The following is a 26,342-nucleotide window of genomic DNA, read 5'->3' as shown; positions in this document are numbered from 1 at the left end:
TTAGATAATTGGCATCTCCATTGCCTTAGGTTTAGGCAAACACGCACCAAACGCAACGATCAAAACAATGGAGAAAACCATGAAGATCACCAAGTACATCCCCCGCACCATGGAAGCCAGCTTCCCGGTCAATGACCTCAACGAAGTTCTGAACGACCTGATGGGTTGGAACCGCACCGGCGGCATCCTGCGCAGTTGGGCGCCCGATGTGGACATTGCCGAGAACCCGGACGGCTACGAAATTCACGCCGAGCTGCCCGGCATGCGCGAAGAAGACATCCAGATCACGCTCAACAACAACATCCTCACGATTTCGGGCGAGAAAAAGCGCGAAATCAAGGAGAGCAAGGACAACTTCGTCCGCGTCGAGCGCAGCTACGGCAAGTTCGAGCGCAGCTTCAGTCTGCCGAACAACGTCGTCGCCGACCGAGTCAGCGCGAGCTACGCCGACGGCGTCCTGAAAATCGGGCTCCCCAAAGCCGAAGAGGCCAAGAGCCGCACCATCAAACTTACCAAGTAGCCAACCAGCGCAAGCGCTGGACCCGGTTGTGCTGCGTAATCCCTGAGGCGCAGTGTCTCCCGGTCTCCCGCGACGCGCGATAACCTTTGTCGGGCCTCCGGCCCGACACGGCAGTCCTAAAAAGTACAACCCCGGCCAATGGCCGGGGTTGTCTCATTGTTCGTTCTCCCCTAAGTTCCGTCCGCGAAATTTTTGGGTAGCGGAGTCTGCTCATGCCAATACAACATAAGTTTACGGAAACCTAACTCGATCCCCAATCTTCCGCTAACGTGCTGTCCCTATCTTCAGGCGTTTCAAACAGAAACGTGCACATTGCCGACCCGCATGGAGGAAGATGACCCAAACGCTGCCCTTGAGAACGTCAGGCTCGCTCCTCGTCCTGTCCGATTTGCATCTGGGTTCGCCCAACTGCAATGTCGGCGGCATCCTTGACATCCTCCGGGATACCCGTTTCGATACGCTCGTCATTAACGGTGATACCTACGATAATCCCAACCTGCACCGACTGCGCCGCCCGCACCGCGAAGTCCTGTCGGCCATTTGGGACTTGCACAACCGTAAGAAAAAGGTCGTCTGGATCCGCGGCAACCACGATGCCGACATCTTGCCGCTGTTCAACGAAACGCTCGACGAGTATATCGTCCCCACGCCCCACGGACGCATCGGCATTCTGCACGGTCACCAGTTCGATAATTTCATCCGCAAATACCCGCTGACCACGGAACTCGCCTCGCGCACCTACTACTACATTCAGCGTTGCGTGCGCAGCAACCGCTTCAGCGAATATGTCAAATACAGCAGCAAGTCGTGGCTGAACGTCATTCGCAAAGTCCGCAGCCGGGCACTCGACTACGCCGCCAAACATGATCTGAGCTTCGTCATTTGCGGCCACGTGCATCACCGCGAAGTCTTCGCCGAGGATGGCCGTACCTACATCAACACCGGCTCGTTCATGGACACCGCCGCCGAAGGCGTGCTGCTGGATTGGGATGCCAATAACATCAGAATGACCTACCCGTCGGTCGTCCATACCTATGTCGAGGACTATCTGACGCAACAGGACCAGAGCACACGCCGTGGCTCTTTGCGGGTGGACCCGCGCGTCGTCATGACCTCGATGATCTGATTGTCAACGCTGAGACAGTGATCTCAGTAAACGGAAAGCCCCCGGCCCCTCAGGTTGGGGGCTTCTTGTTGCGTCTATGGGACGACCGCTTGACAAGTTCTGAGACAATCGTTACATTTGTTCAATTGTCCATGTGTTCACTTAACCCGCATCCCTGTGACCACCACCGAATTGCTTCGTAAACATTGGGGATACAATGACTTCCGCCCCCACCAGCGCGAGGCCATCGAAGCCGCGCTGTCTGGCCGCGATGTCCTGATTATTCTGCCGACCGGAGGCGGGAAATCCCTGTGCTATCAGCTTCCAGCACTCGCTCGCGACGGTGTGGCCGTCGTCATCTCGCCGCTGCTCGCGCTGATGAAAGACCAGGTGGATGCCTGCAACGCCAACGGTATTCCCGCCGCGGCCATCAGCAGTATGAGTGACAGCGACACCAATCGCCAAACGCTGGCCGATGCCCGTGCCGGAAAGCTCAAACTCCTCTATCTCTCACCCGAACGCATCGCGCTCGACAATGCGCAGGCCGCGCTGCGCTCGCTCAAGATCGCGCTGTTCGCCGTGGACGAAGCGCATTGCATTTCACAGTGGGGTCACGACTTTCGCCCCGAGTACCGCCAACTCGCGATCCTCAAAGCGCTCTTCCCGCAGGTGCCGGTCATGGCACTCACGGCCACCGCTACCGCGCGCGTGCGAGCAGATATTGCAACCCAGCTCAAACTCGAGAAGCCGCTCGAGCTGGTCGGGTCGTTTGATCGTCCCAATCTAATCTACAGCGCCGCGCAACGCACCCGCACGGAAAGACAGATCGAAGATGTTCTGCGTCGGCACCGCGGCGAAGCGGGTATCGTCTACTGCCTATCGCGCTCCAACACCGAAACTCTTGCCGGAAAACTCACCAAGAGCGGCTTTCGCGCCCGCGCCTACCATGCCGGGATGGACGCGGAGCAGCGCAAACGCGTTCAGGACGGTTTTCTGCGTGACGCCTTTGACGTCATCGTCGCAACGGTGGCGTTCGGTATGGGGATTGACAAATCCAATGTGCGTTTCGTCGTGCATGCCACGTTGCCCAAGTCGCTGGAAAACTACCAGCAGGAAGCCGGTCGCGCGGGCCGCGACGGTCTGGCCGCCGAGTGCGTTCTGCTCTATTCCGTCGCTGACTTGATCAAACAGAAGCGTTTCCTCGAGGAACTGCCGCCCGCCGAACGCGCCACGGCCAATACGAAACTCGAGCTCATGCTCAACTATGCGCGTACCGAGGGCTGCCGTCACCGGCATCTGGTCGAGTATTTCGACCAGCCTTATCTCGGCGAGGGCTGCGGAGCGTGTGATATCTGCGAATCCTCGCACGCCGTTGTCGCGTCTCCCGACTCGCGGCACAGGGTGGACGATCCGCTCAAGCTCGCGCAAATGATCCTCTGCTGCGTGATTCGGCTCGGCGAGCGCTTCGGTCAATCGCACGTCGCCAAAGTGCTGAAGGGTTCGCAGGACAAAACGGTCTTGCAATACAAGCACGACCAGCTCTCGACGTACGGTTTGATGAATGATCAAACGCTGCCGATAATCGAGAGCTTCATCCGGCAATTGGTGCAGCAGAAGTACCTCGATTCTGCGGAAGAGTTCCACACGCTATCGGTCACGCCCGCCGGTCGGCAGGTGATTCAAGGTCTCATCACTCCCCAGCTCCGCCACGACAGCGGTGAAGGCCGCGGCAAAACCTACCAGCCCGCGCGCAGAGGCGAAGCCGATTGGGAAAATGTGGATCGCGCCCTGTTTGACATGCTGCGCACCGAACGCATGAATATCGCCGTCGAAAACAACGTGCCGCCCTATGTTATCCTGCACGATTCGGTCCTGCGCGACCTCGCCCGCTACCGACCGCGTTCGTACGAGGCCCTGTTGCGCATCGCTGGGATCGGCGAGAAAAAGGTCGCGGCGTTCGGCGAACGGCTTCTCACCGTCATTCGTGATCATTCTCCTGGTGCCGTAGCCGCTTGATAGCCTGCCGCCAACTGCCTATCTTAGGTCCGCACATCGAGGACTAACGCATGCCCACTCTACTCAACGCCATGAATCGCGCCGACCATCTGGCGCGGCTGGAACGGCTCACACCGGGCACCAAACCCCAATGGGGAAAGATGACCGCCGGGCAGATGCTCGCGCACATGATTGATATATTCGAGGTGACATTCGCCGAGCGCCCCGTCACCGTCCGCCGAGGTTTCATGAACTCGCCGATCGGCAGATGGCTGCTGTGCAATATGCCGCTGCCGAAAAATTCACCGACCGATCCGGAGTACCTCAAACGACCCGCCGGAGATTTTGCCAAAGACAAAGCGCGCGTGCTGGAGTATGTCAGACGATTCGCTGAACCGGGCCGCCACACCTTCGGCCCGAGCCCGTGGGTCGGTCAGATGACACCCGCACAGTGGGCCAAGGTTCATTACACTCATCTCGAACATCATCTGAAACAATTCGGCGTCTGATGCCCGCTCCGATTCCCACAACAAAGCCCGCCAACTCGGGCTTGTTTCGGATTTGTGCCTATCTGAGTCGCCGCCCGCTCCAGCGCACTACTTCAGAAGCAGCAGCTTCCGGCGCGTGGAGAAGTCACCCGTTTGCATGTGGCAAAGATACACACCGCTGGGCAGACCATCCGCGTCAAAGCGCAGCGTATGCCGCCCGGCCGACCGCGCCATGGAACAGGTCCCGACGCCGTCCCGTCACATCGTCGCACGGATCGCGTTTGGCCGTTAAACGGATTCGGGAAGTTCGGCAAAAGAGCATAATCCGAAATCACGACCGGTTGACTTAGAGCAATCGCCGAAGATGTGGCCAGGTCTTCCCGTCCGCCCGTCAAAACCACTGCGCTGAGCTGATAACCTGGCCCCCTGATGCCCCGCCATCGACCGCAAGGTTCCGTGCCGGATCAAATGTCACAAGGAATGCCACTTCCAGACTGTCTCCCGGCGCCAAGTCACCAATTTGAATAAGGCTGGCACCGACAACCGAACCGCTGCCGCCTTCGCCGCCACCGGCTTGCAGGCGCACTTCGGCCTCCGGCGATCGCCTCATGCGTTGGATGACAGGTCGGTACGGCGCAAACGCTCATTCGCAGTTTATCGCCCGCCGCCGCCCTGAAAGTTCCATGTTGCGGCACTTCAATGCAAATGTCTTCCTGATCCACCGACTGATTTGTCAAGCGTGCAATTGCACGAAACGTGATACACCCGCCGCCCACGGGATCTGCAGGTCAACTGCGGTGCGCGCGTGCCAACCACCATGAGATCCGCACCCGGCAGCATTACGCACAGATGCCCATAGCCTCCAATTGTGCGCCCGCGCCCTGAGAGTTGTCCATTCCCCCGCCCCGCCGCCCCTGCGCTCCCCCGGTTCATCCGAATTGGCCACCACACAGAATATCAAACGTCGCCCCCCCCCCCCCGTCAGCACCAGATTCTGTTGTCCGCACATCGAGATGATCCCCGATAACACGGCAGCGAAGTTGTCACCGTTGCCGCTTTCGACATACAGGCCGCCGGTCGTGTACGCATAGTCGCGCATCTGTTCGATGATTGGTCCTTCGAAGTCACCGTCCGCAACATACACCGCCGAAATCGCGATGTCCTCATTCGCCGCATCCAACGCGCATTGATGAGCATACTCGATGTCATCGGGTGTTTCCAGGTCGTCGCAGCCGCCATTCGGCGCATCCGTAATCAAGATCACCAGTCGAGTCGCACCATTGCGGAACGGCGTCGTGAAACCGCTGCCCACCACACACTCGCCGTCGCCGCTGATAATTTCGCGCAACGCGACCGCCGACGCCTCTGGAAGCTCGAGCCCGCCGTTTGCCGTAAGCCGCCGGCCCACAGGTTGTCGCGTCAGCGGATGGAGCACACGCTCGTCACGGAATGTTACCAGGCTCGCTCGCAGATCGCTGCCTGCAACCTCAATGGCCGTCTCAAGGATGGATTCCGCCTGGCCTGCGCGATTCTGTCTGAACCTGACGCATCGCAATCACCAATCCATCGGCCCACGAGCTGTCCCCATCAGGCCGGCCCGCCGCAGTCCCCCCTGCCACTCGCCTTGCGCCCGAAGGCCTTTAGTTCCAACGCAATCATTTGCCGTTCCGGTGCAGCAGCCCCCGCGGCAGTCCGTCCGCCTCCGACCACCCCAACAACCCACTGGTCGTTTTGTCGCAAAGCGCTTCATCTGCGCATGTGCAGCAGCCGCGCAGTAAGGTTTAAACGATCCCCCCCCGACACCCCCCCCCCCCACGCCTCCCCCACCCAAGCGAGCCGCAGAGCGAAAACGACCAGTTGCCACTGGTCGGTATGCCTACTTTGATCACCACGTCTTCGGACGGCGCAATGCTACAGTCGTCAGCGAATCCGCAGGTCGTTCCCTTGGTTGAAACGCGCCATGGCGTCCGTGGCATGCCCGACCACCAGCATCCCGCGTTGAATCTCACCTCCAGGACCTCGAAGAAGGCGGGTGTCACTGCCGTGAGGCTGCCGTGGATGCGCATCGGCCACGCCGTAAACACCCCCCCATCCGCCCGCCCCCGACCCATGGGCTCGCAGGGTCGCAACCCTCGATACGCCCGTTCCCGGCAAGTCCGGATGGAATGTCCGCAAATGCAACGGCCTGCGTCCGCGACACTGAGAATCGCATCCGCAGGCCGTTAAAGACCCACCCCAAATCCGCCACCTATGCCATCAACTTCGCGGCAATGGTCGCGTATGCCTGCGCGGTGCGCTCGACGATTTCAGTCGGAAGTTCCGGCCCCGGCGGCGTCTTGTCCCACTCGAGCGTCTCAAGGTAGTTGCGCACAATCTGCTTATCAAAGCTGCGCTGATCGCGGCCCGGCGCATAGTCATCCGCGGGCCAGAAGCGCGAACTGTCCGGCGTTAGCACCTCGTCACAGATCGCCAACTCGCCGTCAATCATGCCGAACTCAAATTTCGTATCCGCAATCAGAATCCCGCGCTTTCGTGCGTAGTCGCGGCCTTCACTGTATATCTTCAGAGACAGATCACGCAGCTTCGTAGCCGTCTCGACGCCCACGATGTCGCACATGCGCGTGAAGTCAATATTCTCGTCGTGACCCGTCGCGGCTTTCGTCGCAGGCGTGAACAGCGGCTCGGGACATTGTGCACAGTGCGACAGGCCGTGCGGCAGCTTATGACCGCACACGGCGCCGGTCTTCTGATAATCCTTCCAACCCGATCCGGTGAGGAAGCCGCGTACCACGCACTCAACAGGCAGCATCTCCGCCTTGCGCACAACTTCTACCTGCCCCGGCGCGGTTCCATCCAGCGTTGCGGCGAAATCACGGACAAAGGCCGAATAGTCGCCGCCCGCTCCGTGATTCTTCACGAGGCGTGAGAATCTGTCCATCCAAAACCGTGTAAGCGAGTTTAAGACCGAGCCCTTGTTCGGAATCGGCGTGGGCAGCACAACGTCAAACGCCGAAACGCGATTCGACGTCACAAATACCAGATGACGATCATCGTAATCGTAAATGTCGCGCACTTTTCCGCGACCCAGCAGCCGCAATGTTGTGGTGGTCATAGTTTGAGGAGAGTGGGGGAGAAGGGAAAAACTGAATTCCCCGCGAACGGGGATGTCGAGGGACGGTCGCTACTTCCAAAGCATGCGCACGGCAATAATCACCAGATACGCCGCGAACAACAGTCGAAACACGCGCAAATCGCCGCCGCGGTTGAGCTTGCTGCCGAACGGGCCGCCCAGTAGTGAACCCAATAATATCGGCACGGCATAGAGCAGATACACATAGCCGAAAGTGCCAGACGGAAGATCGGGAGCATTCCACCCGGATATCACATAACCGGTCACGCCGGTTAAGGCCGTGACCACGCCGACCATACTGCTCGTGCCGACCGCGTATTCCGGCGGCAACTTGATGAGAAACATCAGCACCGGCACCATCAGCACGCCGCCCGCTACGCCAATGTACGCCGAGAGAAAACCCGTGATGACGCCCAGCGCCGCGAATGGCCACGCGCGAAAGTGAAATTCGCCGCCGACATGACCCTTCATCGGTGACACAAACATCGCGGCGCTCAGCAGAGCGAACGAAGCAAAAAACACGCGCAGCACGTCCGGCGATGAGCGCGTGGATAGATACGACCCGACGAACGACGCCAGCAGCGCCGTCGTGGCAATTGCCTTGAAGCCAGGCCAGTACACACGGCCGGCGCGAGCGTAAGATAGTCCCGCCGATACCGACACGCCGAATATCGCGAACAGCGTCGAGCTGAACACCAGCGGATAGCGCACGGTTTCCGGTATCTGCTGCGCCGCCGACAGCGCCAACAACACCGGCGTGATGACCAACGCGCCGCCAATCCCGAGGTAGCCCCCGAGCACGCCGGCCACAACCCCCACTACAAACAGTCCGCTGATCTCAAGCCACAACTGAGCTTATTCTCCTTGGGCATGCGTGCTGTCGGACACCGCCAGCAGTTTGCCATATTCGGTGGAGTCACGCAGAACCTCCACCGCCCGCTGAATCTGCGGATCGCTGTCAAAGCTCGCTTCAATGCGGCCCGTGCTGCCATACAGCGTGTTCGCTAACTCCGTCTGCAAACTACGGCGAATAAACGGACGTTCCTTCTCAAAATCGTGATCGCGCACCTGCTCAAGATAGTGCTCCAAATGCGCAAAATCGCCTTCAGCCACGCCATCGGCATCCACTGTCGCGATAATCTCGCGCAGCGCCTTGAGCTCCTTCTCGCCGTCTACCGCATAGCTGAAGTCGCGCTCGGTCAGCCAATCTCCAAACCGTGACAGCATCGCCTCCGACACCGACGCGTCCATGACCTGCGGGTCGTTGGCTAAATACTCGTTTACAAAATCGAAAAACGCCCCTTGCCGCCAGAGCTCTACCCCCAACGCTTCCGGCTGCGGCGTTTCGACTACGATATCGGGAATTATGCCGCCCCCGCCCTCAACGCGGCGACCATTGCGCGTTGTGAAGCCCGTGTCCGACAGCTCTCCTACGGGCGCAATCACCAACGTCGTGTCGTCGCCGAAATAATCCACCTTCTGAATCAAACGTCCCGATGGTGTGAAGTATTTCGCCGTGGTCAGTTTAAGCGCTTCGCCGGTCTCAAACGAGACGACTGATTGCACCAGCCCTTTGCCAAACGTCGGTTCGCCGATCAACACGCCACGGTCAAGGTCCTGAATGGCACCCGCCACAATCTCCGATGCCGACGCCGAGCCCCCGTCCACCAGCACCGCCAACGGAATATCCCGCGCTGCGGGATCGCTGGCCAGCTTGAAAGTGCGGTTGGCGTCCGCCGTGCGGCCCTTTGTTGAAACGACGATCTCGCCCTTGTCCAAAAACTTCTGCAAGACACCAACTGCCGAGCTCATCAGGCCGCCCGGGTTGCCCCGCATATCCAGCACAAGCGCTTCCATTCCCTTGCCCTGCAAGTCCAACAGCGCCGCGTCCAGTTCGCCCTGCGCCCGCGTCGAAAAATGCGCGAGCTTGATATAGCCGATTCCCGGCTCCACGAAACCACTATATGCGACGTCTTTGATATTGATGACCTGTCGCGTCAGCTCAAATTCGATCGGTTCCGCCGCGCCGGTGCGTTCAATCTTAATCTTGATGGTTGTGCCTGCTTCACCGCGTAACAGCCGCGACGCGTCTCGAGTCGTCATGCCGACCATCGAATGCCCGTCCACCTCCATCACCTTGTCCCCGCTGCGAATGCCGACGCGCTGCGCCGGGGATTCGTCCATCGCGCTGATGACGGTTAAAATCTTGTCCTCGCCGCGCACCCCGATTTCGATGCCCACGCCGCCGTACTTACCATAGGTAATCACGTCCAGATCTTCGCTGTCCTCTTCGGGGATGTAAACCGTGTATGGATCGAGCGTCTCAAGCATTCCCGCGATACCCGCTTGCACAAATTCGTCCGGATCAATCTGATCCACATAGCGCAAGCTGATCTCGCGATAAATATCCCCGAACAGCCCCATATTGTGGCTGATCTTGGAGTACAGTTCGTCCGCTGACATCGTGCGAGCCTCGGCCCACACTGTCAGCGGCATGATCAGCATCAGTCCCAACACCGCTTGTCTCTTCACCTTCATGTCCTTCACCCGCCTTGTGTATGCGGCAGGTGCGCGGCTATCGCCACCTGCACCTGCGTCCAAACTTCATCCGCGCTTGCGCGCGCGTCAATGCGTGTCATGCGCTTGCTATGCCGCTCGCATAGATCAAGATACGCCTGCCGTACCCTCTCAAAAAAATCCCGTGGACTTTGCTCCAGCCGGTCCGGAGCCGCGCCCGTCGCCGCCCGCCGCGCTACCGATGTCTCGTAGTCCACATCCAGATAGAGTGTCAAATCGGGCTCTAAGTTCCCCGTCACGAATCGCGTCACCGCCTCGACCTCATCCACCCCCAATTCGCGGCCCGCGCCTTGATAAACCGTGGATGAATCGGCGAACCGGTCCACCAGAGCGACCGCCCGCGGCTTGCACAGATGCGGATGCAAAATCTCGTCCACGAGCTGCGCACGCGAAGCGGAGTAGAGCAGGTACTCGGCGCGGCCCGTTAACTTACTGTGCGGATTCAACAACAGATCACGAATCGCCTCACCCGCGGCTGTCCCGCCCGGTTCACGGGTCAGCAATACGTCATAGCCCAAGCCCCGGAGCCACGCTTCCGCGCGGGAAAGCTGCGTGGACTTGCCCGAGCCGTCTATGCCCTCAAAACTAATGAACATGCTCGGGCGGGGAAGAGGGGTCAGATGGCCTGCGGCGAATTAAATATAGCCCGATGACAATCATGGCCGCCGAAATGATCCGCGAAAAAGTCACCCGGTGTTCGCCAAGGGCTCCATAGACCATCCCCTCCTCGTACCAGCGCAGCCCCTCAACGAAATAGCGCCATACCCCGTAAAGCACCAAAAACCAGCCCGTCAGGGCCCCCTGTGCCAGCGGTACCCGATCGCGCCACAACAGGAAAACGAAGAGCACAACCATCGCCATCGTTTCATAAAGCTGCGTCGGGTGAATATGCTGATGCGGAAAAACCGATCCCGCGGAGCACGATTCAGGAAACACCACCGACCACGGCAGCGTGCTGGGCAATCCGAAACAACAGCCATTCAAAAAACAGCCGACGCGTCCGAATCCGATGCCCAAAGCCAGCGACGGGATCATGATGTCTGTCACATTCAGGAACGCCGCACCGCGTTTGCGCGCCATCCAATACGCGCCCGCGAAGCCCGCCACCACGCCGCCCAGCAGGACCAAACCGGCAATCCCGATCGTTCCGTCGCTTTGAATCGGCGAGATTATATCGAGCAGGCGGCCTTCAAATTCGCGCCAATGCGTGGCAACATATGCGACTCGCCCACCGGCCAACCCCAACAGCAGAGACGCCGTCGCAATACTCGTGATGTCGTCGCCGGATATTCCCCGCCGCGGCCCGCGCTTCGAGGATAGCCACAAGCCGCACCCAAATGCAATCGCCAGCATCAACCCATAGCTGTGCAGCGGAAACGAACCAATTCTAAAGAATTCTGGGAACAACGGAAGGAATAGGGTAAGAGGTAAGAGGTATGAAAATAAATCTGATTATCCGCGGTACCTGTCTGCGCGTGCCCCGAACGCCCATTTAGTAGAGCGATTCTTCACCGGAATCTTCTTCCTGTGGCTCCGCATCATCCGCACCCGCCACTACGACGACAAATTCGCCGCGCGGATCATTCTTCTGAAAATGCGCGATCGCGTCGGCCAGCGTGCCGCGTACAATCTCTTCGTGCAGCTTGGTCAATTCGCGGCAGACCGCCACTTTGCGATTCCCTAAATAATCGTGCAGCTCGCCAAGCGTCTTCTGAATCCGGTGCACACTCTCGTAGAGTACGATCGTGCGTGGTTCGAGCGCAAGCTGCTTCAGTTTTGTCTGCCGACCCTTTTTGTGCGGCAGGAAACCTTCAAATACAAATCTGTCCGTGCGCAGACCCGATAGCGTCAGCGCGGGTACCAGCGCCGCCGCACCCGGCACGCTGAACACTGGATAACCCGCCGCAATCGCCGTGCTCACCAGCAGCGTTCCCGGATCAGATATGCCCGGTGAACCCGCGTCACTCACCAGCGCCACACGCTTGCCCTGCGCCAACTGTTCGAGCACCCACGCGACTTTGCTCTTGAGATTATGCGCCCCGTAACTCGTCGTCGGAACTTGAATCGCATAGTGGTCAAACAGCCGCTTCGAGTGCCGCGTGTCTTCGCACAAAATCAGATCGGCGGACTTAAGCGTCGCGATCGCGCGAAAACTCACGTCGCCCAAGTTGCCGATCGGCGTCGCTACGACGGCCAGACTCCCGGCCGGGAATTGCGGCGCGTCGCTCACGACTGAAAAAACACAAGGCCGGGGCTCGCACTCGCGAGCCCCCGGCCCCGGTCATTATGGTTTCGCATCAAAATCCGGTTCAAGCCGGTTGAAGATGCACCTGATCAAGAATATCACCCGTACACTTGCGGATGACGTCTACGCCGGCGGCGATTTCCGCTTCCGAAATGTTGAGCGGCGGACGGAATCGGACCGAATGCGTGCCCGACGGCAGCATGCACAGGCCGTTTTCGTACAGCGCATCAACCAGACGATTGCGCAGCGACGGCGTCGGCAAATCGAACGCGCACATCAGGCCGCGCCCGCGCACGTTCGAAACCATCTGCGGATAGTCGTTGGCCACGCTCTGCAGCATGAACAGCGCCTTCTCGCCCGTCACCGCCGCATGATCCACCAACCGCTCTTCCTGGATGATCTCGAGATAGGTCTTGAAGCGGAACATGTCAATCAGGTTGCCGCCCCACGTCGAGTTGATGCGCGACGACACATTGAACACGTTGTCTTCCACTTCGTCAATCCGCGGACCGGCGATAAAACCGCACACCTGCGACTTCTTGCCGAAACAGAACATATCCGGCTCCACGCCGTAATGCTGCCATGCCCACATCTTGCCCGTCAAGCCGACGCCCGTCTGCACTTCGTCAAAGATCAGCATCGCGTCGTTCTCGTTAGCCAAATTGCGCAGATCGCGGAAGAACTCCGGACGGAAATGATTGTCCCCGCCCTCGCCCTGAATCGGCTCGAGGATGATGGCACAAATCTCGTCGCGGCGCTCAATGAAATGCCGCTTCATCTGCTCGATGGCGAGCTTCTCTTTGCGCTCGACTTCCTCAAGATGCCCTTCCGACAGCGGAAAGCGCAGCTTCGGATTGGTCACACGCGGCCAATCAAACCGCGCGAAGTACTTATACTTGTTCGGGTCCGCCGTGTTCGTCATCGAAACCGTGTAGCCTGTGCGCCCGTGGAAGCACTCGTCAAAATGCATCACCTGCGTGCCGATCTCCCGACGGTAGCCCTTGTTGAAGTTCTTCCGAACCTTCCAGTCCATTGCAGCCTTGAGCGCATTCTCAATGCCGAGGGCGCCGCCCGAGACGTAAAAGGAATGCTTGAACTGCGGCGGAATCGCGATCTTGAAAAACGTGTCAACGAACTCCGCGAACTCAACGGTGTAAAGATCCGAATTCGTGATGTTGTTCACGGCCAGCTTGCCGAGCTTCTCGATCATCGCCGGCGTTGTCAGCTTCGGATGATTGAAGCCCACCGGACTCGAAGCAAAGAAACTGAAAAAGTCCATGAACTTGCGGTTGTGACGCGAGTCGTGGAAAAACGTGCCGCGCGAGTCGTCAAGGTCAAAGACCAGGTCGAACCCGTCGGCCAGCATGTATTTTGAGAGCGTCTCGTGGACGTTCTGCGGCGTGATATGCGACATAATGTACCTCCTGTTCACATGTTAAGAATTGACGGCCTAAACACAATACACCCCGTCTCCACCGGAGGATCCGTGGAGCCTGTATTGCGCTGCGTCAGCGCGCGGTAATCCATGCGCACATATCTCATGATTGAAAAAAATCCGTGATTTCCGCCTGAAATTGCGGCGGCTGATCCCACATCGGGAAATCCGCCGCCTCGCTCCACACCACTACCGCCCGACCTTGCGCCAACTGCGCCGCGGCGCGTTCGTCATAACCTGATGCGCGCCGGCCCCAACCCAACAATACTTCACCGTCAAACGACCGCAACGCCTTCGCATAGTTCGTTACACGGTCACGAAACAGATTGACAGGAAACTCCGGCGACTCCCGGGCGTGCCATCCGCCCGCCAGCAATTCGTCAAACTGCGGTTGGGCCGCCGTCCGCGCCGGTTCCGTTAGGCCGGTCTCGCGATCAAACCACTTCTGCAGTCGTTCGCGTGTCCAAACTCTTTTCTGCCACGGCCAGCGCTGCGGTGCGCGATCCGTAAGCCGCAGATTCAGCAGCGCGATCCGTCGCACCTGTGCGGCATGGCCAAGCAGATAATCCAATGCAAGCCACGCGCCAGCGCCAATTCCGCCGATGTCACTGCGCTCCGATTGGTGGGCCTGGATGACTTCAACCAGCCAGCCGCGCAAGGCCTCGGGAGTCAAGACCGTTTGTTTCGGCGCGATCCGGTTGTGCGACCGGCCCCAACCCGGCAAGTCTGGTGCAATGATCCGCCGCTCGCGCCCAATGGCCTGAACCGTCGTGGACCACACAAACGACGCGCCCGGCACATCGTGCAACAGCACCAACGGAACGCCGCCCGTGCGTCCTTCCACAATCGCGAAGGTCCGCACACCGCCCGCGGAGAACTCCTGATAGCCAAATCCCGCGACGTCGAACCAGCTTGCCACGCGCTATTTACGCAAACAACGTTTCAAACGGGTTCTCGACCGTTAAGTCGCGCACCGCCTGATACGGTGCCGAATCCGCCGTCACCATCGTGCCCACACCGTGCGCCAGCGCCGTGGCCGCCACTTGCGCTTCGTGCAGCCGGTTGCGCAGCACCGCGTGCTTTTCAACCAACTTCAAAGCACGCTTCAAAATCTGTTCATCTTCGTAAAGCACCAGCGGCTCGCGCCGTTTCAGCATCGCGTCCAAAGCGCTTTGCACCGCGCCCGCCGCGATCGGCGCTTGGCAGTGCGCGCTGGACGTAATGCGGTCACTCCACTTAACCAAACTCGCATAGCACACGCACGTCACCCACGGCTCGCCCGCGCAGCTCTTCAAGAACTTCGCCGCGCGCGCCGACAACGGATGCGTTGTGTCCGTGGCAATTAGCAGTATGGACGTGTCAATACACTTCAGCATGTTCTGGATCTCCCCGCAAAACGCAAGAGGTCAACGGGGGGTCACCCTTTGTATCCAATCGCCCCGGCCACCTTCAGCAAATCTTCAAATCCCGACCGCTTGGCCCGCGCGCCTTTCGCATCCTTGCTCCTTGAACGCGCCCGCAGCCCAGCTTGTTTCTGCCGGTACAGCCACAGTTCGGGCGCCTCATGTGGAATTCGCCACTGCTTGCCCACCCGCACGGCCGGCAAACTGCCCTCGCGGGCCAGCAAACAGACTGTTCCCCGGCTGACTTTCAAGAGCGTCGCCGCTTCCGCCGTCGTCAAATACTCTTCATTCGGCATGGTTGTCTCAAACTTCCCCCACGGCGGGGGACTGAACGAGGTGGCTCGTTACCTCAGCTTCGCCTTCTTCAACAGCGCGATCTGACCCCCGTGGTACTGATCGTGCTGAATAATTCCATGAAATATCCCGTAACGTGCGACTTTTCCATTCGCGGCTGGAGCATCCAGCATGTCGTCGGTCAGCGGCTCCGCGGCCGCAATCATCTCATGGTGCGCCCGCAACAGTTCGTCCTTGGTAGCCTGCCAAGCCGTCTCCGTCGGCGTCGGCAGCGGCGGCCAGTCCATGTCCGGCGTTACCGTCATCTGCTCATCCTGAAATCGCACCGTGATATAGCGCTTCCAAGTGATCAGGTGCAGAACCAACTCCCAGATGTTATGCCCCTCCGGAATGGGCCGATGCATAGCGCGCTTCACATCAACGTTGGCCAGCAGTGGCCAGATCGCCGGCTGAAAGCGATTCTCGCCGGTTTCGTCACCCTCGAAGGCGAACTTCATTTCCGCAATCACGCGCTGAACTTGTGTATTGGCTGTGCTCATTTTACGCGGCTCCCCTGTATTTCCGCTTCCGCCGCTTTGCGCAGCAGCATTATTTGTCCTGCGTGATATAGGTCGTGGTGCACCACGCCGAATATCCACGTATTGTACGTCCACTCGCGGCCCTTGGGTGTTTCATAGAGCCGAGCATTGCCGAAACGCGACACCGTTGCCAAAAATTCGGCCTGCGCGATTTTCAGCTCGTTCAGCACGTGCCCCCATTCGGCCTCGTCACCCGCTTCCGGCCGTGGGAAATTCTCGTCTTCTTCGACGACGATCTTCTCCGCGCCATCCAGAAACTTCACCACCGTCCGCTTCCAAGCCACCGTGTGCAGCGCAATCTCCCATATCGTGTGCGCACCATCCACCCAGCGCCGCTTGGCCACATGCGGCGTTACCCCGTCAAGTGCTTCGAGGAGCGCAGGTCCGTGCCACGCCGGACCTTCAAAGGCGCTGCGAATCTGCACAAGATGCGAACTGAGTTCATTCAAGTTAAAACCTGTAAGTTATGCCGACCGCCTGCCGCATCTGATGATCGTGCCGAGCGTCCCCGCTCGAACCATGCTGCGTCCACCAAGCCATGGGATTAAAATCAAATTCCACTTGCGAGTGTCTGGGCAATTCGCGGCTGGAACGCTGCGCATTGGAAAATCCCAGCGCGAATCCTGCCGTGCCGCCCAAGGCCGCCGCGACCGAATACGGAGCCGAATTGTCTTCTTCGCTCGTGACCACCACCGCCGTGGCCATCGTTGCGACCGCAATCTCGACCATCAAGACCGTCAGGCCTTGCGAACTCGTAAATTCGATGTTGCGCAGCAGTCGGTGACCGACGCCCAACGCCGCCAAACCGCCCAGCGTCGCCATGCTCGACACGTCTTTCCCACTCGCGTCCACGACATCCCCCAACGCCGCCGGCACGCCTGCGCCAAGCCAAGTGAGACCGCGCAGCACATAGGCATCACCCCGCGAATAGTCGCCCGCCTTGGCCAACTGGTCGCCGATGACAATCCCGGCGATAGATCCGCCCAGCACCAGGCCGCCCGCCGCCGACTGAAAATCCTCGTTCCACAAGTCGTGACCGGATGCCAGGATCGCGCTCAAAGCCGTGCCCGCATCGCCACCGACGCCGATCACCGCGGCGTGACCTTCCGTCATTTTGACGTGGCGCGCCCACTGCCCGAATGCCAGTCGTTCGGTCACGCTCCCGATAACCGCCCAGCCGTATGGCGCGCGTTCACTGTCTGTCTGCGGATCCGTCAGGTAGTAGAGCGCGATTCCGTGCGCAATGCCCCGTGACCCGCCATAAAAATCCATCATGGCCTGCGAGCGCGAAATGTCGGTCTGCTCCGTGGTGAAGTACGGGATCAGCACTCCGGCCGCCGTCAGAAAGAAATAGCCGCCGACCGCGCGTGCGCCGTCCTGTTCATCTGCGGCCACCGGCACCGCCCAGCCGTAGAATCCCGCGGCCAGCAACGCGCTATTCACGAGAAAAGCCCCGCGGCCGCGCTGATCATAAATCGCTTGCGGCGAGCGCAGCAGCACCGCTCGTGTGACACGCACGCGCAGAGATTGCACATCCTCCGGCGTGCGCGGCAAACGCCGCCGCACCTGCTGCGACTCAACCTCCTGAATGATCTCGAGTGCATAGCTGCTATCCGCTGCCTGATACAGCCGCGCCTCAACAAAGCCCGGGTAGTCGTCGAATAACCCTAACTTGCGTTCGAGACCCTGATCAATTACATAGAGCTTTCCCAAACTGTCCAGCGGTACCGCCGTCTCCTGCGCGGCCGCAATCCCTACCCACAGCAGCCCCAGCAGCAGATTCGTCAGAGAGGAGCGCATAGATATCCGCCATAATAGATTGATTATGGCCCGGTCGCCGTCCGCCCAAATATTACTTTGCGGACGAACCGGGTTTCGTTACGATAAACATCCAGCCCCACGAGGGCGGGATGCTCTGAATCATCCGGTCAATCGCTAAACACATCTTTACAGTAGTCTCATTCAACAAACCGAATTTCTCCAATACCATATAGCCGACCAGGCCAACCGTGGAGGTATGCCGCACGACGCGAACCTGATAGCCCATCGTCTTCAAAAAATCAAAACTCTGCGCCTTGAAGTTCCAGATGTGCTTGTGCGGGTGAATCCCGATATGCGTGCGCGTCGTCTTGCGCACCGATTCATTCGGCACCGTAATCACCACCCGCTTGCCAATGCGCAGCAGCTCGCCGATCGCAGTGTGGATCTGCTCGATGTGTTCGAGCGTCTCCATGCATACGACCACGTCAAACTCCTGATCGGAAAACGGCAGCGCCGTGGCGTCACACGGCACCGCGCGAATCCCGAACATCTCCTCAACGCGCTTGCAGGCTTCCGCTGAAATATCCGTGGCCGTCACCTGACAGCCCAGGTGCTCGCGCGCCAGACTCACAAAGTGGCCGTCCGATGCGCCCACGTCAATCAGCGATTGTCCCTTGCCGATGCCCAGATCGCGGCACGCCTTCAGCACATTCTCCGCGCGAATGTAACGCGCCACGATGCCGCGCTCACTATTGCCCTTCGGACCGAAAATCGGCGAATGAGCCCGGTATTCACCGTCCGCCGGTTTCTGATAACGCGAATCCAGCCACTCTTTGATCATAAGACTATTAGCTGCGCTTCATGAACATGCTGAGCAGGCCCATACCCTGTTCCAGCATGCTGTTGCTCTTGTCGTTTACTTCGCCGTCCGGCGTGAGCTTGTCCACGATCATCGGCAGCGCCGCCGTCAGCAATGGCATGAACTTGGCCAGATCAATGCCGGCTTCATTTGCCATCGCGCCGAGCTTTTGCTCGCCGAAAACCTGCGTCAACTGCTCGGCCGACACCGGCAGGTTATTGCCCGTGCTGATCCACGATTTGGCCACGTCGCCCAAACCCTTGTTCTGAAATTGGTCTACCAATCCGCCGATGCCGCCATTGTCCTTCGACAGCATGCCCATGACCGAGCCCGCCAGATTGCCGACGTTCACTTCGCCCGAATGCTGACCCAATATACTCTGCGCGCCGCGCAGCAATTCCATCATATCCATGACTTGTCCTCCCGGTTATGTGCTCGAAGCAACGGCCGACCGACTCACGCCGTGCCGCGATTGGTTTCCTTTACCCAGCGCGTGAACCACGTCTTGGCCGGTTCACCACCCGCCGCGCGCACCAGTGTCGCGATCTGGCCGCGGTGATACGTTCCGTGATCCACGATGTCCGTCAGCAAATCGCTCACGACACGCGTCGTCTGCTTGCCCACGAAGTTTGTGTACTCAAAACTCGTCTCAAAATGCCCGTCGGTCTTGTTGGCCAGATAGTCGCGCCACTCGCTGTCCAGTTTCGCGCTGTGCACTATGCAGTCGGCCAAGGCAAACTCCGTCGCGCCGCGCCATTTCATCGCATCGCGTCCGTGAAGCAGGTCCAGCGCAAACCACTGCTCCTGCAAGTAATGACTCAGCAGCGAAACCGCTTTGACAGGAGGCTCGGGGCACGTTTCCAATGAAGCCAACACTTGATCCGTCGCCCAATGGTCGAAATGATACAGCCGCTGAAAATACGCTCTCACGCCTGCGTCTCCGCGATCCAGCGGTTGTACCAGGTCTTGGCCGGTTCGCCGCCGTGCTCGCGCACAATCATGGCAATTTGTCCGCGATGATAGGTGCAGTGATCAAACGTATGGAAAATCAAATCCCCGATCCGCCGCTCGACCATGTCGCCAACGACATTCTTGAACCGAACTGTACGCGCCAACTGCTCTTCCGTCAGGCTCTGCAGCAGCTCCTGATAGGCCGCTTCTATCTTCGGAATCTCCGCGATACACTCTTCGATCGTGTAATTCCGGTCGTCATCCCACTTGGAAAGGTCGCGCTCAAAGATGATGTCGTATACGTACCAGTTGTTCTCCAGAATATGTGAAAGCCGCAGCACGCCCGCCTCCGGCAAAGCCGGACACGATCTCAACGACTCAACAACCTTGCCGTTGGCCCAGGTGTTGAACGAGATCAGCGCTGTGTGGAAATCCAGCATATTCCCTTATACCTTCAATAGCCCGCGAAAACCGCGCGCCGCATAGTACGACTCCGCGCCGTTGTGATAGATGAAAACCGTATCATACCGGCGGTCACCGAATATCGCCCCGCCCAATCGACGAATCTCCGGCGGTGTCAGAAGCCAACTCGAAGTCTTCAAATCAAACTCGCCGAGCTTCTGCAGGTCGCGGTATTGCTCTTCAGTCATAAGCTCAATTCCCATCGCCGCCGCCGCTTCGACCGCATTGCCCGCGGGCTTGTTCTCTTTCCGCTTGTCCAACGCATCCCGGTCGTAACACAAACTCCGGCGGCCCTTCGGACTCTCCGCGGCGCAATCCGCGAACACAAACTCAGCCGTCTTCTTATCTAACCCGATCACATCCGGTTCGCCGCCGCTGCTTTCCATCTCGGCAAGCGACCACAACTTTTCCGGGTGCTCCAACAATTTCGTTTCCACGTCTGCCCACTTCAATCCCCTGTGTCGCTTCAAGTGCTTGTCAAACCGCGCAGCCAGAACTTTCAAAAGTTCGTCGCGCTGCTTGGAGGAAAGGGTGGAGGCTTTGGGTTTGGGCATTTGAGTAGAATGGTTTTCCAGAACAGCGAGTTGGCGGGGTGTAAGTTGCTCACTCGACTGAGAAGCTCGCGGTCACGACCGCAGACACATCCTTTTCAAGCGTCGAGGTGTCATAAGTTCCATAGTCGCGAACATCTCGGGAATTGGGCGCGGTAATCTGAAACACACCCATCTTCGCGCTTCGCAACGAGCGAATCTTGCCGCCCGCGCTCCCGGCAATCATCTCAGCACGAGCTTTCGCGTCAAGCGTCGCTTCACCCAAAAGCGAAACGCGCAAGTCCGCGAGCTTGGTGTAGAAGTACTGAGGAGTCTCCGTGTTAACTTCGATCAGCTCGGGAATCAGCTCCGCAAAATCGAGGACTAACTTGTCAAGGATCTCAACTTTGGCAGTTTGCACTTCGATTCGCTGTGAGCAGCCATACCCCATGAACTCGCTTGACCCCTTCATGCGATCTTGCGTGAACTTCTGATCCACCTTGATTGCGGCCAGTTTGATTTCTGACTCTTGCAGTCCGTGACTCTTGAGGTACTCGACTACACGTCCGCCACGTCTTTTCGCACAGTCGTAGGGAGGCTCAGTCGGATGCAAACACCAGACACTTACGCCCCATGTCGCGTAATCAGATGTGACTGTCTTGCGCGCCGATCCGGTGACGGTAACAATGTCGTTAGACCTCTTTGCGTCGCGAATTGCCTGCGCCGTAAATGCTCCAACGGCAACGAGGCTTAATGCGATCATGAGTAGCCCGGCTAAGAAATAACGTGGGAACTTCTCGTGCATAAGAGTCTCTGCCATATTAGTATCACTGTCAAGGTTGAAAAGAACGATTTATCTCTCCTCTCCGCGGCGCCATTTAGCGCCGCGGAGAGGCAAGTGGATTCAGCGTCAGCGCCAATTAATCGTCTATCTGCGCGCGCTGCAGCTTCCCGGAGTAGTCGATGTAGCACGCCTTGGTCTCTGAATAGAATTCGTAGACCTCCCAGCCGCCTTCGCGGTGGCCGTTGCCCGTCGCCTTCATGCCGCCGAACGGCATGTGCGCTTCGGCGCCGATCGTGGCCGCGTTGATGTACGTGATACCCGAGTCAATATCCCGGAAGGCCCGGAACGCGCGATCGACGTCCTTCGTGAACACCGCGCTCGACAGACCGTACTCGATGTCGTTGCAAACCTTCAGCGCTTCGTCGAAATTCTTCACCTTCAGCACTGAGACCACCGGCCCGAAAATCTCTTCCTGCGCAATCCGCATCTTCGGCTTGACATCGGTGAAGATCGTCGGCTCGTGGAACCAGCCGTCGGCATGTTCGCCCTTCGTCAGCGCCTTGCCGCCGTAGGCCAGCGTTGCGCCGTCCTCCTTCTTGCCGATCTCGACGTACTGCATGACCGACTTGCGCTGGCTCTCGCTCACGCACGGTCCCATCGTGACGCCTTCATCATTGCCGTAGCCGATCTTCAGCTTCTTGGCCGCCTTGATATACTTCTCGACGAACTTGTCGTGAATACCCTCTTCGCAAATCACGCGCGACGTCGCCGTGCAGCGCTGCCCGGTCGTGCCGAAACCGCCCCAGATCGCGCAATCCACCGCGTGATCCAAGTCCGCGTCGTCCATCACGATCTGCGCGTTCTTGCCGCCTAACTCCATGGAGACACGCTTGAGCATACTCGCCGCTTCGCGGCCAATCACACGGCCCACCGCCGACGAACCCGTGAACGAAATCACCTGCGTATCAGGATGCGATACGATCCGCGTGCCCACTTCCTTGCCCGAGCCGTGTACAAGATTGATAATCTCCGGCGGGAAGCCCGCGTCGAGAATCGCCTCGATCAAATTATGCGACGACAACGGTGTAATCTCGGCGGGCTTGAACACCACCGTGTTGCCGCACATCAGCGCCGGGATGATCTTCCATGACGGAATCGCCATCGGGAAATTCCACGGCGAAATCAAACCGCACACGCCGATCGGCATGCGGATCGTCATGTTGAACTTGTTGTTGAGTTCCGACGGAACCGTCTTGCCGAACATGCGGTAGCCTTCGCCGCACGCGTACATCGCGGTGTCAATCGCCTCCTGCACGTCCCCCCGCGTCTCAAAAATCGGCTTGCCCATCTCGCGCGTCATGTCAAAGGCGTAGCGCTCCTTGCGGTCGTTCAAAATCTCGACCAACCGGAAAAACAGCTTGGCTTTCTGCGGCGCCGGCACCAGTCGCCAGGTCTTGAACGCCTTCGTTGCCGACTTCACTGCGCGATCTACATCTTCGGGCTTGCTGTGCGGGAACGTACCGATCAAATCCGACCAACGAGCCGGATTACGATTCTCAAAAATCTCATTCGAAACCGAATCACACCACTGTCCAGCGATAAAATTCTGGTAAACGGTCGTCGTACTCTTGCCGCTCGCGGCGGCTTTCTTCTTGTCTGCCGGTGCTTTTGCCACGTTGTTACTCCTGATCTATGACTGAGGGAGGCGACGCCGCCGCCCGCAAATGGCCAATAAACCTATAGCATTACAAACTACGAAAATCGCCCCGCAGAGTCAACCCAACAAGCCGCACCTTACTCCATTGTATATAATTATTTAAATCCAAAATCCTGCCCCCCAGCGAGGCGCAGACGTTGCCGCACAAAAACAAAGGCGGGCAAACCCTCACGGATTCGCCCGCCCTAAGGGGTCTTCGCCCTTTGCTACGGACCAACAGCAATCACTTGGTAATACACCTGAGTCGTGACCTGATTCACTTGATTCGCGTGTACGAAGCCCGGCATATTCACCATCCCCAGATCGCTCCACGGTCCGTTCACGCCCGGCGCACTCTGCACAAGGTAACTCAGCGCTACCGGCACATCGTTCCAGAACAGCCGGACGTCGTTGCCAACCCGCAAGACCGTCAAATCCGTGACGGCCGGCGGAATTCCCGTCGAATGTGCGGATTCCAAACCCCAGCAATCCAACAGAATCGGACTCGCCGAGCGTAACGTCAGCACCTTTTGTCCCGTGCCCAGAACCGCGCCAACGTTCATGATAAATTCTTCCTGTCCGCCGCTCAGCGTAAACTGACCGCTCGGCACCGAACATTCAGGACAATCGTAATCCAACACGCCGCCCGGAAAACTGAGCAGCACATTGAAATACAGGTTCATGTTGGTCCACCAATAGTTCTGCACCGGAATGTCAAACATCATCGAAAGCTCCTCCACGCCCCCACTTCCCAGCCAGCGCGGCGAAGTGCTCATATTGAAGCCATCGTCGTCCACATCGGGAATCATGTGGGAAAATGCCACAATATCCCCGAACTCATCAGCATTACCCGATGTCCAACCGACCGAGAAGCCCGCAAAGGTCTCCGGATTTGAGGGGTCCGTGGTCAATAATGGCGGAAGCGGGGGACTGACTGCTTTTACGGCGACGTTAAACGAGTCACTGCGGCTGTGAATGACATACAACCCCGTATGACCGGCACCGGCATCCAAGGTCCGGACGTCGTTTCCAGCTTGATGCGCCTTCGAGCCAGGCACGTTCCAGTTCCAATTGCGATAGCTCACCCATTGCCCGGCGGTATTCTTACATTTGATCTCGCAATTGCCGCAAGCCGTCGCTGGGCCTTCGAATGTAAACTCCAACCTGCCGCCGGGCATGACGGCAATCGTGTCACCCTGACAGCGTTTACGCAACGAGAAGTTATACCATGTCGTTTCGCCCCCGATGCCATCCCCGGCCCAACCACCGTAGGTGCGCATCGTGTCCGCACGCAGCGAATCCGCGTGCGTTCGCAGACTGTCGAAATAGGCCGCCATCGCCACAAAATAGTCACGCATCCGAACCAGCATATCTTCGTAGGAAACATTCGCCTGCCGAATCGCTTCAGGCAACGACGCGCCGTTGACTCGTGCGCACACAAGCGGATTAAGCCAGCGATTCCACCCGCCGGGACCCGCCTTGCTCCACGAAGGCGCATCATTCGGCGCCGCGGATGCCGCCGTGACTTTTGCGCCGCGTTTAACCAGCCCATTTTCAAGGTCCTCGACCATTTCTCCACCGTAACACTGCCCCATTTCCACTTCAATTTCCGCTGCGCCCGAATCAATCAACGTCTGAATCATCGCTGTGAAATCCGTCGCGTACAGAATATCCGATCCAAGCAGATTTGCGCCGGCAAACTCTTCGCCGTGGTTGGTGGTCATCACCTCGACTTTGGGCGACTTGCCCGCCGCTTTGCAGGCCTTCACCTTGGAGCTGATGGCATTGATTGCCGCCTGAACATTGGCCAGCGTTGCCGCCTGGATCGCCGATGCCGGCAATCGGTTGTCCCGAGCATCGCCTTTGAAATAGAAGACCCTGATGTTGCGCGGGCAGTAGCCACTCGAAGCCTTGTAGCAGTAATAGTCGATCAAATCTTCCCAATAGTCCGCGCGGTTATTGGCAGAATCGATGCCGCCTGAAATTAGCACACCAAACAGACAACTGTCGCAATTCGTGGTGTCCGGTGTCCAGTTCGCGGGTCGCCAATTGGCCTGAGCTTGCGGCAAACTTGGGCGTACGGGCGCGGCTTGTACGGGCGCATTGATCTCCAGTGTCAGAAACACCAGCGGATTCTCAGGTGCCGGATCTATCTGCAGCACACCGGTGACGATCCCATATTCACCCCACAAAAATGGCGGGACATAGCCCCACGACGATGGACCTACGATCTTGATCGCGCTGTAAGGTCTAAGCGCCTGATTCAGCCAGTAATCGGCACTCGAATGCACAAGCAGGGATTGCTCGGGATCCGTGATCACACCCTCAATTGTGATCGTCTGACCGACCAGCGCCGGGTAGTTCTGGTAGACTTCATAGACGTCTTTGAGCGTCGGTGTGCAGGCCACGCCGTTGTCCTGCAAGTCAAGCGTGAAATTCCCCGTCTGCCCGCCGAATCCATGGACCAGAATATGGTAAACCTGGCCCGCAACTGAACACCATGCCACAGAGCTGCCTAATCCACAAGCATCATCGTTGCCGCCGACGCAAATCGGATTCGTGCAGTCGCCCGTATAGACACTGATCTTTGTGTCGTAGTCGCTGCCCAAACAGGTGCTGGCGGTCATCGTGTTTCCCGAACCAATCGTTGCGTACCAAACACCGGGAGTGTTGACACTCGTTCCGCACGAGACGACATCGTCGAGACTTGCGTCAATCGTCGTGCCCGTTACCGCCGTAAACGGTTCGATAAACTGTGCCCCGAAACAGAGGTCGTTCGGAGGCGGGGTCAAATTCGTAAGCGAGATCTCTAACAGATACGGTCCTGCGGAGGCCCCCCAACCATCAACAACAACTAACAACTCCTGCCCGGCAAACAACAACGGTGTCGTCAACTGTGAAGTCAAAGTGCAATAGTCGTCGTTACCGCAAATCAGGTCGGTAAAGTTATTCGGCGGTCCGCCCGTGAAGCTGTAAACCAGCAATCCAGAATCATAGTGCGGGCCGTTACACAAGTTCATGCGATACTGCCCGTCGGTCGGTACAGTGTAACGATAGGCGACATCAGGTCCCGCGCAGCTTTGAAACTGATCGAAATAGCCCTCCCAACAGGGATTCGGCGGGAATTCCGCGTCGGCAACGCTGAAGTCGTTACCCCAGCCAACCGTTGTCCCGCTGACCGTCACTGCCGGGTCCCCCGGAAGAACCGTCGCGTCCCACCATCCTTCACCACCTTGATCCAAATGATCCGGCCCGACAGGGCGTTCGCCTGTGGGCAACAGTGAGCCAAGCCGCAACTTCAATTCGTTCCGGCGGACCGGATCGGAAGTACCCGCCAATTCTTCGCTGAGGGCCTTGAAATGTGCCTGCTGATTTTCACTCCCCTGATCTGCTCTCGCGACGGCCAGCCCGCCGAACAGCATCAACATAAGCACAAAAACATATCCGATTCTCATGGCAATCTCCCCACTTTGTGAACTTTGTGAAAATAAGATAGACCTCAGAATCAGGACTGTCAAGGGCTGCAGAT

The 26,342-nt window shown here is 58.5% G+C and carries 27 protein-coding genes; 4 read left to right on the top strand and 23 right to left on the bottom strand.

Annotation, left to right across the window (positions count from 1 at the left end; all coding sequences use genetic code 11):
* Nucleotides 1–79: 79 nt before the first annotated feature.
* The 4 genes from IPH10_09955 to IPH10_09940 all read left to right on the top strand — a co-directional run bounded on the left by IPH10_09955 (nt 80) and on the right by IPH10_09940 (nt 4,129).
* The gene (locus tag IPH10_09955; protein ID MBK6911237.1) at nt 80–520 is read left to right on the top strand and encodes an Hsp20/alpha crystallin family protein; all 441 of its coding nucleotides are present in this window, start codon (nt 80–82) and stop codon (nt 518–520) included.
* A gap of 334 nt (nt 521–854) precedes the next feature.
* Entirely contained in the window at nt 855–1,646 is a 792-nt protein-coding gene (locus IPH10_09950) for a UDP-2,3-diacylglucosamine diphosphatase (GenBank protein MBK6911236.1), read from the top strand.
* 171 nt (nt 1,647–1,817) lie between these two features.
* Nucleotides 1,818–3,641, top strand: a complete 1,824-nt coding sequence (gene recQ, locus IPH10_09945; protein ID MBK6911235.1) for a DNA helicase RecQ — start codon at nt 1,818–1,820, stop codon at nt 3,639–3,641.
* 50 nt (nt 3,642–3,691) lie between these two features.
* Nucleotides 3,692–4,129, top strand: coding sequence for a DUF1569 domain-containing protein (locus IPH10_09940; GenBank protein ID MBK6911234.1), 438 nt, complete (start codon nt 3,692–3,694; stop codon nt 4,127–4,129).
* 370 nt (nt 4,130–4,499) lie between these two features.
* On the opposite strand, the gene IPH10_09935 is transcribed toward IPH10_09940, so the two are convergent.
* The 23 genes from IPH10_09935 to IPH10_09825 all read right to left on the bottom strand — a co-directional run bounded on the left by IPH10_09935 (nt 4,500) and on the right by IPH10_09825 (nt 26,268).
* Nucleotides 4,500–4,694, bottom strand: coding sequence for a hypothetical protein (locus IPH10_09935; protein MBK6911233.1), 195 nt, complete (start codon nt 4,692–4,694; stop codon nt 4,500–4,502).
* Between the two features lie 147 nt (nt 4,695–4,841).
* Nucleotides 4,842–5,663 carry a hypothetical protein gene (locus IPH10_09930; GenBank protein ID MBK6911232.1) on the bottom strand — a complete coding sequence of 274 codons (822 nt, stop codon included), beginning with the start codon at nt 5,661–5,663 and terminating at the stop codon, nt 4,842–4,844.
* A 693-nt stretch (nt 5,664–6,356) separates the two neighbouring features.
* Nucleotides 6,357–7,220: a phosphoribosylaminoimidazolesuccinocarboxamide synthase gene (locus IPH10_09925; GenBank protein MBK6911231.1), complete on the bottom strand. Its 864-nt coding sequence runs from the start codon at nt 7,218–7,220 to the stop codon at nt 6,357–6,359.
* A 69-nt stretch (nt 7,221–7,289) separates the two neighbouring features.
* A complete protein-coding gene (locus tag IPH10_09920; protein ID MBK6911230.1) occupies nt 7,290–8,087 on the bottom strand; it encodes a sulfite exporter TauE/SafE family protein in 798 nt (265 codons plus the stop codon).
* A gap of 6 nt (nt 8,088–8,093) precedes the next feature.
* Nucleotides 8,094–9,770 (bottom strand): S41 family peptidase, encoded by a 1,677-nt coding sequence (locus tag IPH10_09915; GenBank protein MBK6911229.1) that lies wholly within the window; start codon nt 9,768–9,770, stop codon nt 8,094–8,096.
* Nucleotides 9,771–9,781: 11 nt separating this feature from the next.
* Nucleotides 9,782–10,411 carry a dTMP kinase gene (tmk, locus tag IPH10_09910; GenBank protein ID MBK6911228.1) on the bottom strand — a complete coding sequence of 210 codons (630 nt, stop codon included), beginning with the start codon at nt 10,409–10,411 and terminating at the stop codon, nt 9,782–9,784.
* Complete coding sequence (gene lgt / locus IPH10_09905) at nt 10,401–11,222, bottom strand: prolipoprotein diacylglyceryl transferase (GenBank protein ID MBK6911227.1); 822 nt, start codon at nt 11,220–11,222, stop codon at nt 10,401–10,403. Before lgt ends, tmk begins: the two co-directional genes overlap by 11 nt.
* A gap of 85 nt (nt 11,223–11,307) precedes the next feature.
* Entirely contained in the window at nt 11,308–12,045 is a 738-nt protein-coding gene (gene rsmI / locus IPH10_09900) for a 16S rRNA (cytidine(1402)-2'-O)-methyltransferase (GenBank protein ID MBK6911226.1), read from the bottom strand.
* 79 nt (nt 12,046–12,124) lie between these two features.
* Nucleotides 12,125–13,474, bottom strand: coding sequence for an L-lysine 6-transaminase (locus IPH10_09895; GenBank protein MBK6911225.1), 1,350 nt, complete (start codon nt 13,472–13,474; stop codon nt 12,125–12,127).
* 124 nt (nt 13,475–13,598) lie between these two features.
* Nucleotides 13,599–14,414, bottom strand: coding sequence for an alpha/beta hydrolase (locus tag IPH10_09890; GenBank protein MBK6911224.1), 816 nt, complete (start codon nt 14,412–14,414; stop codon nt 13,599–13,601).
* Nucleotides 14,415–14,421: 7 nt separating this feature from the next.
* A complete protein-coding gene (locus IPH10_09885; GenBank protein MBK6911223.1) occupies nt 14,422–14,871 on the bottom strand; it encodes a PIN domain-containing protein in 450 nt (149 codons plus the stop codon).
* Between the two features lie 41 nt (nt 14,872–14,912).
* Nucleotides 14,913–15,194 (bottom strand): helix-turn-helix domain-containing protein, encoded by a 282-nt coding sequence (locus tag IPH10_09880; protein MBK6911222.1) that lies wholly within the window; start codon nt 15,192–15,194, stop codon nt 14,913–14,915.
* 48 nt (nt 15,195–15,242) lie between these two features.
* The gene (locus IPH10_09875) at nt 15,243–15,731 is read right to left on the bottom strand and encodes a DinB family protein (protein ID MBK6911221.1); all 489 of its coding nucleotides are present in this window, start codon (nt 15,729–15,731) and stop codon (nt 15,243–15,245) included.
* Entirely contained in the window at nt 15,728–16,219 is a 492-nt protein-coding gene (locus IPH10_09870; GenBank protein MBK6911220.1) for a DinB family protein, read from the bottom strand. The genes IPH10_09875 and IPH10_09870 overlap by 4 nt, the downstream gene beginning before the upstream one ends.
* 1 nt (nt 16,220) lies before the next feature.
* On the bottom strand, nt 16,221–17,570 hold the full coding sequence (locus IPH10_09865; GenBank protein MBK6911219.1) for a hypothetical protein: 1,350 nt from the start codon (nt 17,568–17,570) through the stop codon (nt 16,221–16,223).
* A gap of 52 nt (nt 17,571–17,622) precedes the next feature.
* Nucleotides 17,623–18,372, bottom strand: coding sequence for a class I SAM-dependent methyltransferase (locus tag IPH10_09860; GenBank protein ID MBK6911218.1), 750 nt, complete (start codon nt 18,370–18,372; stop codon nt 17,623–17,625).
* A gap of 7 nt (nt 18,373–18,379) precedes the next feature.
* The gene (locus IPH10_09855) at nt 18,380–18,802 is read right to left on the bottom strand and encodes a DUF937 domain-containing protein (GenBank protein ID MBK6911217.1); all 423 of its coding nucleotides are present in this window, start codon (nt 18,800–18,802) and stop codon (nt 18,380–18,382) included.
* A 44-nt stretch (nt 18,803–18,846) separates the two neighbouring features.
* Nucleotides 18,847–19,320, bottom strand: a complete 474-nt coding sequence (locus IPH10_09850) for a hypothetical protein (protein ID MBK6911216.1) — start codon at nt 19,318–19,320, stop codon at nt 18,847–18,849.
* A complete protein-coding gene (locus IPH10_09845; protein ID MBK6911215.1) occupies nt 19,317–19,781 on the bottom strand; it encodes a DinB family protein in 465 nt (154 codons plus the stop codon). Before IPH10_09845 ends, IPH10_09850 begins: the two co-directional genes overlap by 4 nt.
* 6 nt (nt 19,782–19,787) lie before the next feature.
* Complete coding sequence (locus IPH10_09840; GenBank protein MBK6911214.1) at nt 19,788–20,357, bottom strand: DUF4256 domain-containing protein; 570 nt, start codon at nt 20,355–20,357, stop codon at nt 19,788–19,790.
* Nucleotides 20,358–20,406: 49 nt separating this feature from the next.
* Nucleotides 20,407–21,153, bottom strand: a complete 747-nt coding sequence (locus tag IPH10_09835; GenBank protein ID MBK6911213.1) for an SIMPL domain-containing protein — start codon at nt 21,151–21,153, stop codon at nt 20,407–20,409.
* Between the two features lie 100 nt (nt 21,154–21,253).
* The gene (locus IPH10_09830; protein ID MBK6911212.1) at nt 21,254–22,792 is read right to left on the bottom strand and encodes an aldehyde dehydrogenase family protein; all 1,539 of its coding nucleotides are present in this window, start codon (nt 22,790–22,792) and stop codon (nt 21,254–21,256) included.
* 248 nt (nt 22,793–23,040) lie between these two features.
* Nucleotides 23,041–26,268 (bottom strand): hypothetical protein, encoded by a 3,228-nt coding sequence (locus IPH10_09825; protein MBK6911211.1) that lies wholly within the window; start codon nt 26,266–26,268, stop codon nt 23,041–23,043.
* Nucleotides 26,269–26,342 lie beyond the last annotated feature (74 nt).

The organism is bacterium (genome assembly GCA_016702305.1).
GTDB lineage: Bacteria > Electryoneota > RPQS01 > RPQS01 > RPQS01 > JABWCQ01.
Note: the sequence above shows the minus strand (reverse complement) of the source record. Positions and strands in the feature narration are given on the sequence as shown.